This window comes from Firmicutes bacterium HGW-Firmicutes-1 (assembly GCA_002841625.1).
GTDB lineage: Bacteria > Bacillota > Clostridia > Lachnospirales > Vallitaleaceae > HGW-1.
This window is the reverse complement of sequence record PHAG01000002.1, coordinates 348,094-361,080: the sequence shown is the minus strand read 5'-3', so window position 1 is coordinate 361,080 and position 12,987 is coordinate 348,094. Positions and strand designations below refer to the sequence as shown.

The 12,987-nt window shown below is 31.9% G+C and carries 15 protein-coding genes; all 15 read right to left on the bottom strand.

Annotation, left to right across the window (positions count from 1 at the left end):
• Positions 1-264 precede the first annotated feature (264 nt).
• The gene (locus tag CVU84_03870) at positions 265-756 is read right to left on the bottom strand and encodes a phosphohydrolase (protein PKM95949.1); all 492 of its coding nucleotides are present in this window, start codon (positions 754-756) and stop codon (positions 265-267) included.
• Between the two features lie 42 nt (positions 757-798).
• Entirely contained in the window at positions 799-1,080 is a 282-nt protein-coding gene (locus CVU84_03865; protein ID PKM96123.1) for a CsoR family transcriptional regulator, read from the bottom strand.
• Positions 1,081-1,172: 92 nt separating this feature from the next.
• A complete protein-coding gene (locus tag CVU84_03860; protein PKM95948.1) occupies positions 1,173-3,452 on the bottom strand; it encodes a histidine kinase in 2,280 nt (759 codons plus the stop codon).
• A 266-nt stretch (positions 3,453-3,718) separates the two neighbouring features.
• Positions 3,719-4,339, bottom strand: a complete 621-nt coding sequence (locus tag CVU84_03855) for a hypothetical protein (GenBank protein ID PKM95947.1) — start codon at positions 4,337-4,339, stop codon at positions 3,719-3,721.
• A gap of 203 nt (positions 4,340-4,542) precedes the next feature.
• Positions 4,543-5,886, bottom strand: a complete 1,344-nt coding sequence (locus CVU84_03850) for a dihydroorotase (GenBank protein PKM95946.1) — start codon at positions 5,884-5,886, stop codon at positions 4,543-4,545.
• Positions 5,879-6,820, bottom strand: a complete 942-nt coding sequence (locus CVU84_03845; protein ID PKM95945.1) for an aspartate carbamoyltransferase — start codon at positions 6,818-6,820, stop codon at positions 5,879-5,881. Before CVU84_03845 ends, CVU84_03850 begins: the two co-directional genes overlap by 8 nt.
• 127 nt (positions 6,821-6,947) lie before the next feature.
• Entirely contained in the window at positions 6,948-7,469 is a 522-nt protein-coding gene (locus CVU84_03840; GenBank protein ID PKM95944.1) for a bifunctional pyr operon transcriptional regulator/uracil phosphoribosyltransferase PyrR, read from the bottom strand.
• A gap of 21 nt (positions 7,470-7,490) precedes the next feature.
• Positions 7,491-8,414 carry an RNA pseudouridine synthase gene (locus tag CVU84_03835; GenBank protein PKM95943.1) on the bottom strand — a complete coding sequence of 308 codons (924 nt, stop codon included), beginning with the start codon at positions 8,412-8,414 and terminating at the stop codon, positions 7,491-7,493.
• A 1-nt stretch (position 8,415) separates the two neighbouring features.
• Entirely contained in the window at positions 8,416-8,913 is a 498-nt protein-coding gene (lspA, locus tag CVU84_03830) for a signal peptidase II (protein PKM95942.1), read from the bottom strand.
• Positions 8,914-8,924: 11 nt separating this feature from the next.
• Positions 8,925-10,010, bottom strand: a complete 1,086-nt coding sequence (gene aroB / locus CVU84_03825; protein ID PKM95941.1) for a 3-dehydroquinate synthase — start codon at positions 10,008-10,010, stop codon at positions 8,925-8,927.
• A gap of 83 nt (positions 10,011-10,093) precedes the next feature.
• Positions 10,094-10,726 (bottom strand): hypothetical protein, encoded by a 633-nt coding sequence (locus CVU84_03820; GenBank protein PKM95940.1) that lies wholly within the window; start codon positions 10,724-10,726, stop codon positions 10,094-10,096.
• A gap of 11 nt (positions 10,727-10,737) precedes the next feature.
• Positions 10,738-11,508 (bottom strand): RNA-binding protein, encoded by a 771-nt coding sequence (locus tag CVU84_03815; protein ID PKM95939.1) that lies wholly within the window; start codon positions 11,506-11,508, stop codon positions 10,738-10,740.
• Between the two features lie 2 nt (positions 11,509-11,510).
• Positions 11,511-11,771 (bottom strand): YggT family protein, encoded by a 261-nt coding sequence (locus tag CVU84_03810; GenBank protein PKM95938.1) that lies wholly within the window; start codon positions 11,769-11,771, stop codon positions 11,511-11,513.
• A gap of 15 nt (positions 11,772-11,786) precedes the next feature.
• Positions 11,787-12,284, bottom strand: a complete 498-nt coding sequence (locus tag CVU84_03805) for a cell division protein SepF (GenBank protein ID PKM95937.1) — start codon at positions 12,282-12,284, stop codon at positions 11,787-11,789.
• 11 nt (positions 12,285-12,295) lie between these two features.
• Complete coding sequence (locus CVU84_03800) at positions 12,296-12,982, bottom strand: YggS family pyridoxal phosphate-dependent enzyme (GenBank protein PKM95936.1); 687 nt, start codon at positions 12,980-12,982, stop codon at positions 12,296-12,298.
• Between the last annotated feature and the right edge of the window lie 5 nt (positions 12,983-12,987).

Below are 12,987 nucleotides of genomic sequence, written 5' to 3'. Positions count from 1 at the left end.
CCCTAGCAAATGCGTAGGTTTTGTAACATTGACTTAATTGTCAATTAACAAAACAGAGATAAAAGCATTTTTTCTTCAAAATAAATACAAAAGGCAGTAAGTGTTCATTTTTCGCCTGACCAGCCGAAGGGTAAGACCAGAAAAATGAACACTTACTGCCAATAATCAATACACTTATCAGAAAAAACGCTTTTGTCGACTGTCTGAGATAATGCCATATTAAGTTCATTAAATTTATTAAACACCTACCCAAACATTAAATTATTATGACATATGCATATTACTTAAGTACTTCAATCCAGTATACGTCTTAAATATTTTCTCCTGAATTTTCTTAATCCCTTCTACCGAAATTCCCTCTTCTCCAATATTAACTAAGAAATCGGCCTCTACAAGTATTTGATGATCGCTCTCTTTTATGTCATTATAAGTATGATGATTTGCAATTAAAAAACACACTCTAGAAATCAATTCCTCACTATATTCTAATTTTTTTAATAATTCCATGGCTACTATAGGTCCTTCAACTTCTTGATAATGTCCTGCGCTAGAATTATATTTTATTTCACTAATTTTGATTCCAATATCATGAACAACAGCTGCTACTTCTAGTATTTCTTGTTTTACGCTATCTAATTCTTCACTTTCCCCTATTGCTTTTGCCAAAGCATATACCTTTAAAAAATGACTTATCCGCTTAACATCTCCTGAATAATATTGGATCATTTCACTGATTAATTTGCCTATTTCTTTCATCTATTCTCCCTAATAATAAGACCAATTTGATACTTTCTGTTACTAAAGCATTTTACCAATTGTGTCTAATAACTCATCGATGACTTCATTATCTCCTGATTGGATTCTTTCAATAACACAGCTCTTCATATGACTATGAAGTACAAGCTTACTTACAGATTTTAAAGCAGCTTGGGCGGCTGATATTTGATGTAAAACGTCATCGCAATATACATCTTTTTCTATCATTCCTTTGATTCCTCTTATTTGTCCCTCCACCCTACTTAGCCTATTGATCAAGGCTTCTTTTTGCTTTTGGGATCTGTTTTTTGTTCTATCACTCATTACTATATCCAATGCAAGCTCAGTATTTTGTTTTATTTCACTCATGAAAGTGCTCCTCCAAATAAATAGAATTATGTTATAAACCTACTAACCTAAGAAGAAATTATTCGAATAAATTCTTCAACAAGTGTAGGATCAAATTGAGTTCCTGAACAACGCTTAAGCTCTTCAATGGCAACCTCTTTGGGTAACGCTTTGCGATAAGGTCTATCATTCGTCATAGCATCAAAGGCATCAACTATTGACAATATTCTGCACTCAATAGGGATTTCTATACCTTCAATACCAAAAGGATAACCACGGCCATTCCAATATTCGTGATGCTTCAAAACAAACTCCGCTATTGGTAATAAGTCTATCGAGGACTCTGCAATACGGTGGCCTATTTCTGTATGACGTTTCATGATTTCAAATTCTTCCTCAGTCAATCTATCTGGTTTGAATAGGATATGATCTGGAATACCAACTTTTCCTATATCATGAAATTGTGCCAGTAATTTAATATCTGCAAGATCTTTCTCAGGAATACCTATTGCTGTTGCTAGTTGTACCGCCAATATTTCCATTCGACTTGCATGTCCTTCAGTAATAAAATCTCGTGCTTCTAACATATTTTTCATGGTCTGAACCACTTCGCTTTTCATGCTTTGACGTCTATGTAATTTTTGACGGTACATACGATTATCTGCCTGCATGACCATTTCTAAGATGTCCATTGAGCTCTTTTTATTAAAGACATAACCATGAGAAATACTAATTGGGATAATACGTTCCACAAGGTTATATTTATCAATTTCCTCAGACAAATTTTTAAGATATTGGCTAATATCGTCTTCTGATATATTGGAAAGCAATATACAGAACTCATCTCCTCCAATTCTTGAAATAACGCTAGTATCAGGAAATGATTTGCTAATAATTTCAGTTGTAGCAATTAAATAAGTATCTCCTTGTTCATGACCCATGGTATCATTTATAAGCTTAAGTCCATCTAAATCAAACATACCAACGTAAAGGTTGTTTAGCGAGCTATTTTTGATTCTTGATAGTTCCTGTTCAAAGTAATAACGATTATACACACCTGTTAATGCATCGTGAATACCAATATCAATAAGCTTTTCCTCAGCTTTCTTACGATCTGTAATATCTCTGACGATTGCAACCACTCGCTCTTGATCACAGGATACAAACCGAGCTTCATATTGACGCATAACATCTTGAATGAGCAATTCATATTCAATAGTCGTAGTTTGATTTGTGCTGATTGCCTCTCTAATTGCCGCTATAAAACCATCTGAATATTCTGATGAGAAAATTTCATGCAAGTACTTATTTAAAAATGCTTCAGGTGGTACGTAGAGGCTTTCAACTTGTAAAGTGTGATAATCCATAATTTTACCTTCACTATCGAAAAGAAAAAAGGTGTCTGGTATAGCTTCTAATAGGGCTTTACCACGCGCTTCACTTTTTTTAAGCTCTTCAATTGTATTAGAAAGCTCCATAGTTTTTTCAACAACTTTTGAATGAAGTGTTCTATTCCAAAATAAGAGTAAAAAAGTAATGCTAGAAGTTATAGCAATAAATATCATAAATGTTTTAAAAACTTTAGAATTATTTACAGATGAATTGGCTGTACCCATCCACTTATTATCAATATTTTCGTATTCTGCTTTAGAAATTTTAGAAAACCCAGCATTTAAATCGTTTAGCAAAGTTGTATTTCCCTCTTTCACTGCTCGATGAAATTGACTAGTATACAATGATGTAGAGTAGTTAAAATCCTCTTCAATACCCATTTTATATAGATAGTATAATGCTGGAGGCTTGCCTAAAACAAATATTACAATTTCTTTATCCCTAGCAGCTGTAACAACTTCTTCTGCTGAATGATAAACTTGAATATTATTTATTCCGTTTCTATTTAGCATATAAATGCTGTTATCACCTTTTTTGGCAGCCACTGTAAATCCTTTTAAAGATTCGATATCAGTAATACCTGCGATATTCTCGTGAAAAAAGATGGGTACCTCAATGGTCGCATACGCTGTTGTATAATCTAGAAAAGCTTCTCTCTCTTCATTATATGAGATTGTATCGATTACATCATATTCCCCTTTAGCCATACTCTCGAAAGCTAAACTCCATTCCATTGCAGTAATTTCAACTTTAATACCAGTTTTATTTTCAAAAAGTGTCCATTGATCAATGGCGATTCCTTGTAATTCTCCATTCCCATTTCTAAAGGAATATGGCGGATAATTATCATCCATAACGACTTGAATGGTTCTTGTTTCTTCTTTACCATTTATCTGATACGAACAGAACAAAATAAGCATGATCAGCAAAACAATGAAATTGCTTTTCTTTCTCATCAAGAACACCTCCTAGTATATGTCAATTTATGTAGTTTAAATTTCTTATTAATTATTATTGTTTAATAGTTATTATTGTAGCATATGAGAGTACTTAACACAAATAAAATAGGCTGTTCTTAGCTAAATCTCTTGCATCCCTATCTGCTTCATTTTCTGTTCATCTGTAGAACATACCTTACTAGTAAGTTAGCAACAACCAACAAAAACAGCTATCGAAGCAAAATAATTTGCATGATAGCTGTTAAATATATTCCTTAAAGCTCTTAATCAATACCCTCATTCAAATTTTCACTATCTTCAATAACTATTTTGGCAGCATCTGTCTTCTTTTTTCTAGTTCTTTTTGGTTTAATAACAAAATTTTCTTCTAAAACTTCTGCAGAGTCACTAGTCATGATACTTTCTAATTGAATATCCAAATTTTCTTCTGCAATATTAATATTCTCTGTTTTTTCTTCTGCTTTTCCAATATTATTATTCTCCATTACTGCTTCTGCTTCTTTACTTTCTTCTTGTTCATCAATATGTATATTAATACTTTTTTTCTCTTTTTTTGATTTAACTTTATCTTTTACCTTTTCTTTAACCTTCTCTTTTAGCTCTTCAGTTATTTCAATGATTTCTTCTTGAACCTTCTCTACTTTCTCAACCAATTCATTAAATTCTTCTTGTGCATTTTCAGCTTTTTCTATAACTTTGTCTTTAATAACAGTAGTTTTACTACTTAGGTCGTCTGTTACTTTTCCAAGAATCTCTTTTCGTGTTTCTTTTCCTGGCTTAGGTGCAAATAAAAGACCGAAAACCAAACCAAGAACTGTACCTACTAGAATTCCAAATACTGCCTTTCCTTTTAATCTTTTGCTCTTACATACCTCACCCAACATACAGTCCTCCGTAATCTTTTTGAATTTTTTTAAAAACAAAATACCTCACTCCTTCGTATTTTATTTGCAGCATATTGTCCTAATGACCAATAGCATTTCATTCAATTTGTTACGTTAATTCAATCTAAAAGTAACAACACGGATATTGTTAACAATAACTTTATTATGTAACCTATGCCGTTTCAGTTTTCTAATTTATATGATTACTCATTATTTCCTTCAAATTCATTCGTATCATAATCGGCAGGGGGAAAAACAATTGTATCTGTATTTGCATTGAATTTCTTTCCACCAACTATTGTATATTTAATTAGACCCTTTAGAATCATTCCATCAAAAGGCGAATAATTAGCTTTTGATTTAAAGTTTCTTGCTTCAACTAAAAATGATGCATTAGGATCAAATATTGTTAAATCTGCTATACTATCTAAGCATAACCTACCCTTACTGATCCCAAGTATTTGTGCTGGTTTATAAGACATCTTATGAACCAGTTGCTCCATATTAATTACTTTCGTTTCCACTAATTTTGTATATGCTAATGAAAAAGCAGTTTCAAAGGAGGAAATTCCGAAAGATGCCAATTCAAATTCTACATCCTTTGAATCAATCGTATCAGGCTTATGATCAGAACTAATAACATCAATTGTGCCATCCCCAATACCTTTGATCATTGCTTGAACATCTTCCTTAGTTCTTAATGGAGGATTCACTTTTGCAAACGAATTAAAATCTAATAGAGATGATTCATCCATAGAAAAATATTGTGGTGATGTTTCTGCCGTAATTTTAATCCCATTTCTCTTCGCACTTCTGATTAAGTCTAAAGATCTTTTGGTAGACACATGCGCTACGTGTATATGAATATTATACGCTTCAGCAAGCAGTAGATTTCTTGAAAGTGCAACTGTTTCTGCAACTTCTGGGGCACCGATAAGCCCTAATTGCGTAGATATTAAGCCATCATTCACACCATGATTATTGGATAGCGTTGTATCTTCACTATGGATAATGATCGGCATATCAAACATACTACAATAATTTAATATTGTTTTCATTAATGCTGAATTCTGTATTGGAATATCTCCATCTGAAGCAGCAACAATACCAGCTATTTGCATTTCACCAATTTCGGCGATTTCATTCCCATTACATCCCTTTGTAAGTGAACCATATGGATATACATTTACTGGGCATTCCTTCTTGGATTTCGTTAAAACATATTCAACAATAGCCTTATTATCTATTACTGGATCAGAATTCGGATTATTGGTAATTGTTGTAAATCCACCGTTAATTGCACTTTCTCCAGCTGATTCATAGTCTTCTTTAAAATCATAGCCTGGCTCACATACATCACAGTGCATATCTACAAGTCCTGGAATAATATATAATCCAGTTGCATCAATCACTGGCCAGTTATCACCAGGTATTATATTTGCTTCAATTGCTGCAATTTTATCGTCTTCAATCAATAAATCCATATTATAAATGGTTTTATCATGGGTAAATATTGTGCCATTTTTTATTAGCAATGTATTAATCATTATAGGATACCCCACCTTTCTTTGATAGTAAATGAAACAATGCCATTCTAACTGCAACACCATTTATTTGCTGTCTATCAATTAGTGAGCAATCTCCATCAATTACCTTTGATGAAATCTCTATACCTCTGTTTATTGGACCTGGATGCATAACAATTACATCATCCTTTGCATACTCTAGCCTATTTACATCTAATTTATACAATTTTTTATATTCATTAAGAGAAGGCAATAGGTTCCTCTCTTGTCTTTCACTTTGAATTTTCATAGTCATAATGACATCTGCATCGATGATAGCCTCGGATATAGAATTATATACCTCTACCCCTAGCTCTTCAATTCTAGATGGTATTAACGTAGGTGGCGCAGCTATAGAAACCCTTGCACCAAGCTTAGTTAACCCCCAAATATTGCTCTTAGCAACTCTATTATGCTCTATATCTCCAATCATAACAACCTTTAAGCCCTTGAAGATCTTCTTCATTTCAAGTATTGTAAGCAAATCGATCAATGCTTGACTTGGATTTTCGTTGAGTCCATCTCCTGCATTAATTACGGAAGCATCTACAAACTTTGCTAAATAATGAGGACCACCTGCGACTGGATGTCTAAGAACAATGAAATCTGCTCCCATTTGATCGACAGTTCTTCCAATATCTTTAAGGGATTCACCACTCTTAAATTGTCTTGAGGTTGTTAAATTGATAACCTTTGCACTTAAATTATATGCTGCAAGCTCGTAAGATAATTTACTTCTTGAACTTTCTTGATGAAATAAAGTTGCTACCGTCTTACCTTTTAAATGTGGTGCAACAGCTGCTGCCTTACTTGATGTAAGGGTATATTTCATTTGTTGCGCTGTATTTAGAATATAATGAATTTCTTGTTCACTTAATGATTTTAAATCTAAAAAATGTTTATTGTTGAATACCATAGTTCAGACACCTCTCTTAGGTCGGTTAAAAATTGGAATTAAAATCCACCTTTTATTATATCACAATCAAGTTAAAATACAATCGGACATACAAAATATAACTTAATAAAAGTTGGCAAGATATGTATTAATTAGTGATTACTACGATGTCTTCACCATCAGTCTCCACCAATCTTACGTGTACTACTTCATCCTTTGAAGTAGGTACATTTTTACCTACATAATCAGGAGTAAGTGGTAACTCTCTATGTCCTCTATCAACTAACGCAACAAATTGTACTTTTTTTGCTCTTCCAGCAGTCATAACCGCGTCTAAAGCAGCTCGACAGGTTCTTCCAGTATATACAACATCATCCACTAGAATCACTGTTTTATTTTTTACATCAATGTTTAATTTATTATTTAATATAGGATGAATTGATTTGTGATTTAAGTCATCCCGATAAAAAGTAATATCTAAAACTCCAAAGGGAACATCTGCATTTTCAATCATTTTGATTTTCTTAACAATGCTCTTCGCAAGAGGAACGCCTCTAGTTTTGATACCTAATATAACTAAATCATGAACACCTTTATTGTTTTCAATAATTTCATGTGCAATACGTGTAATTGCTCGATTTATTGCTTTATCATCCATTAATATCTTCATGTTTGTTCACCTTTTAAACTTTTAATTTCTCAGTTTATTTAATAATTCAATAAAATAATCTGGTAAATCAGAAGTAAATTCCACATAGGCTTGGGTTGATGGGTGTATAAATCCTAACGTTTTCGCATGTAATACTTGTCCTACTAGCTTAACTGGAGTCTTTTTATTTTTAGGGCCGTAAATATCATCGCCCAATAAGGGATGATGAATACTTGCCATATGAACACGAATTTGATGAGTTCTTCCTGTTTCTAATGTTAACTCAACATGGGTAAATTGGTTTTTTAATCTTTCAATAACGCGATAATGGGTAGTAGCTGTTTTTCCATTTTTATAATTAATAGCCATTAATTGTCTATTACCCGTATGTCTTCCAATTGGAGCATTTATTGTGCCCTCATCTTCTTTCATATTACTATAGACTATGGCTTCGTATTTTCTTGTGATCGTATGGTCTTTTAATTGCTCTGCAATATGAACATGTGCTTTATCATTTTTGCATATGACCAGTAATCCAGATGTATTTTTATCTATTCTATGAACGATACCAGGTCGAGATACTCCATTGATTCCAGACAGCTCATCTTTGCAATGATAAAGAACTGCATTGACTACGGTATCCTCTGCATGTCCAGGGGCTGGATGAACAACCATATCTTGAGGCTTGTTAATAATAAGTAAGTCGCTATCTTCATAAACAATATTTAAATCCATATCTTGAGCAGTAACATCTAAGGGTACCAAATCAGGAATACTTAGAGTGATTTCATCATTTAATCTTAGTTTATAGTTTGCTTTCACAATCTTCTCATTTACTTGTACAGCTTCATCTGTAATCAACTTTTGTAAATAAGATCTTGTATATTCAGTTAGTTGTTCTGAAAGATATTTATCAATGCGTGCATTTACTGCATTTTCGTCTACCGTTAATTTAAGAGTTTTCATATTATTCCTTTTTCAATCTTGATTTAATGAAATCAAATTCTTGTTCTTTATAATAAAACAACATTAGATATGCAAAAACAAAAGTTGATACTACTACATAAGAATCTGCAACGTTAAATACAGGAAAGTCTATCAAACTAAAATGAAAGGTATCAACTACATACGATAACCGAAATCTATCAATCCAATTTCCTATAGCTCCTGCAAAGAAAACAATAACAGTTATTCTAAGTGGATTATATCTTTTTGTTTTTGGAACTTTTATATAATAAGCTAGAATTAGTCCTATAACGATTAATGTAAAAATCAAGAAAAATGCTCTTTGGTTTTGAAGCATACCAAAGGCTGCACCTCTATTTTCAACATAGGTTAATTGGAATACCCCTTCAATAATTACATAAGGACTATTTCCTTGTAAGTTTAGTACCGTAAAGTATTTTACTAATTGATCTAACCCTATCAAGAGGACTATTGCTACTATTTCTATCCACATATACATACCGCCTGTAGTTATTTTAAAATGATTTTTTGTATTGCCTTCATAACAACCTCTTCTTCAACCGAATTATTAATATATGATTTACCAATTTCAGTTAATAAAACAAAATTCAACTGGTTGCTTGAGGTTTTTTTATCATGAAACATTTCATTATAGATATCTATTGGCTCTAGACCTACTACTGCAGTAGGTAATTCAAACGCTTTTAGTAAGTCTATAACTCTATTTATAGTTACTTCAGTGATATGACCTAATTGTTCACTGATATGAAGAGCAGCAACAAATCCAATAGAAATACATTCTCCGTGTAAAAGTTCGAAGTTTTTCAACCTTTCAATTGCATGTCCCACTGTATGTCCAAAATTCAGAAGAGCTCTACACCCCTCTTCCTTTTCATCTTCTGATACAATTTGACTTTTGATTTTACAAGAGTTATAAATGAGTGTTTGTAATATATCATGATCTAAATTCAATATATGATCTCTGTTTTTTTCAATTTCATTATAATAATTCTGGTCTAATATAAGTCCGTGCTTAATTACCTCTCCCATTCCAGAGCAAAATTCATTCTTTGGTAATGACTTCAAGGTACGTGTATTGATATATACTAGTTCAGGTTGGTAAAAAGCACCAACAATATTTTTATATCCATTGAAATCAACTCCGGTTTTACCTCCAACACTACTATCAACCTGTGATAATAAAGTGGTTGGAACTTGTATAAATTTAATACCTCTCATATAAGTTGCAGCAGCAAAGCCAGCCATGTCACCAACAACCCCTCCACCTAATGCGATTACAAGAGATTTTCTATCAAGCTTTTGCTCTATCATGAAAGCATAAATATCAGAAATTGTATTTAAATTCTTGCTTTTTTCTCCATGCAAAAAAGTAAAGCAATAAATCTCAGGATACAGTGTCCTTAAGCATTCCTTTACTTGATCATAATATAACGGTCCAACATGATCATCCGTTATAATTGCGATTTTACTGATTGTAATATTTAGCTTTTTAATCTCATGTAATAGACCTTCAAAATTGTTGTTAAATATGATTTCATAGTTTTTATTTTTAGTATTCACTGTTAATTGGTTCATTTTTTTCACCTTACTTAAGAAATAAGGGCTGTAACAATACCAGCACCTTATCGTAAATTTTTGGTTTCCTTTTAACTTATCTTTTAGTTGTTTTCATTAAAAGGGGGTATTGGTGTTCTTGAGGAATTCGTATTTACTGATTCTTTCTCTAGAACAGGTGCTGCTTCTAATTGTGCTTCTACTAGAACCTCTAGAGGAGTTTCTATACGAGCTTCACTCATATTTTTATTCGTTCTAAATAACATATCAAAAGTTGATGTATTAAAGGTAAAATCCATATCACTTCTTTCAGTTATTTCAAGTTGAGTTTTTAAATATTGCCTAATTTGTATTTTAGAATGATCGAAGTTACGAATCAATTCTTCCTTTATTTTATTAATTGAAATAATTTCGTTCTTTGCATCATTAACCATAACATCTGCTTTTAGTTGAGCTTCTTTTTCTATTTGGTTCGCTCTTTGTCTTGCCCCAGTCTTTGTTTCTTCTGCAGTTCTTTCAGCTAAGATTAATGTATTTTGTAATGTAGTTTCAATATTCTTATAATACTGAACCGCTTCTTGCAAAGTATTTAATTTATCTTTCAACTCTATGTTTTCTTTATAAAATTTCTCATAATGTGTTAAAATTTCTTTAATAAATGTTTTTACCTCTGTAGTATTGTACCCCTGAAATGACTTAGTAAAAACCTTTGATTCAATATCTAATGGTGTTAACATAGTAAACCTCCCTATTTGTATTTTAATAGCTCAATAAAGATACGACCTTTTTTTGTATAATCCCCTATAGTATTAATCTTCAATTTACCAAAGCCCCTTAATGAAATGACATCGCCTTCCTCTACCTTTGACGAATTTTTCTCATAAAGCTTGTTATTAATAAAGGCTTTACCACCTTGAATTAATATTGTTGCATTACCTCTTGATAATGAAAACCCAATTTTTAGGATACTATCTAATCTTAACGAGGATACTGTACCTTTAATAACATCAAAACGAGGTCCTATTTGCGTCACTTCACTCATGTTAATTTTATTAATTGTTACGGTTGTCCTTTTAATCATTATCAATTGTTCAATAATATAATCTGAAAGTGCATCTATACAAAACACATATGCTGAATGTTCATCACAAATGATATCACCAAGTTTATATCTTTCTATGCCTAAATTCATTAGCGCTCCAAGATAATCTCTGTGATTAAGTTTATCTGAAGCACTATTGTTTATTATTTGGAGTATTGCTATCGGAAAATAAATTTGATCTTCTTGATAATCTCTTGGAAAAAACATGATTATTTTCCGTTCACAGGAATCATTTCCACCAAACATAATATTGTTAACATTGTGGAATTCCTTCATATGACTTTTAAAAAGGCCTTGCTCATGTAAATCTAAAAAATGCGTATAAGTTGGAAAATTGTTATAATATGCTTGCTCAGCTTTATCATTTAATTTCCTTAAAAACAGGTTTTCATTGCTACTTGTGTCCACGATCATCATTCCTATTTTAAATATGTGTGTAACAATTGTAATATAAAATAAGCAATTAGAGGAGATAAATCAAATACTTGCCCTTTACCTCCAAATATTGATTTATTAATCATTATTCTAATTGGAGCAAGTATCGGTTCTGTTACAGTATATAAAAATTCTATAAATGGATTATCTCTTGCTATTGGTAACCAAGAAACAACCACTCGAACTAAAATAAGTACTTCTAAAATATAAAGAAATTTATCTATTGCTAATAAAAAAAGATCCATGAAAAGCCTCCTAAGTTATTCGTTTTTCCATGGTAAAATGATGCCATTTGATTTAAGTTCTTCTCTAAAGTCACCTGCAATATCAACATTTTCAGGTGCAATAATGAAAATATTATTTGTAATTCTTTGCAAATTACCATTAAGCGTATAGCAAGAACCACTCACAAAATCCATAATACGTTGCGCAACATTTTTTTCCATTTTTTCTAAGTTAAGTACTACAGGTCTTTTACTTTTTATATGATCACAGATTATTTGAGCTTCATCGTAAGCCAAAGGTTGAATAACTACAACCTCCATTTGAACACTTGCTTGGAAATTGACAACCTTACTTACTGTACTAGTACTTTCATAGTTCTTCCCGCCAGAATAGCTCTTAAAAGGACGCTTTTCTGCTAAGCTTCCATACTCATCTAAATCATCATCATTTTCTAATTCATCATCGTCATCATCATAGTCATTTAAATTCATGATATCTAACATTTTATCAAAAAATTTAGCCATTTTTTTCATCCCTTCCTAATTTAATATCTTTCGCCAAAAATTGCAGTTCCAATACGTACCATTGTAGAGCCTTCTTCAATTGCAACCACGAAGTCATTCGTCATCCCCATTGATAGCACATCCATAGTAACATTATCAATGTTTTTACTATTTATGTCAACAAAAACTTGAAACATTTCCCTAAAAATAGGTCTATTTTCTTCAGAATCTTCCACATAAGGTGCAACTGTCATTAGCCCTTTAATACAAATATTTGGTAATAAAGCTATTTCCCTAATAAAAGTTTCGATTACCTCTTTGCTTACTCCAAACTTAGATTCTTCTTCAGCGATATTAACCTGAACCAGAATATTCTGTACTTTATCCATTTTTGATGCTTCAAGATTGATTTGCTGTGCTAATCTAATGCTGTCAACTGAATGAATGAGTTCAACTTTATCAATGATTGATTTAACCTTATTGGTTTGTAGGTGACCAATCATATGCCATGTAAAATTTTCCTTGAAATAAGGATACTTATTTACGATTTCTTGAACTTTATTCTCACCAACATGTATTATCCCGTAATTTTGAGCTTGTTTCATATCTTCTATTGGTTTTGTTTTTGTGACTGCTATTAACGTAATGTCTTCTTGTCTTCTACCTGAATTATGACATGCTTCAACTATTTCTTTATAAATACGATCAATATTAGTGTTAATTGGCATCTACT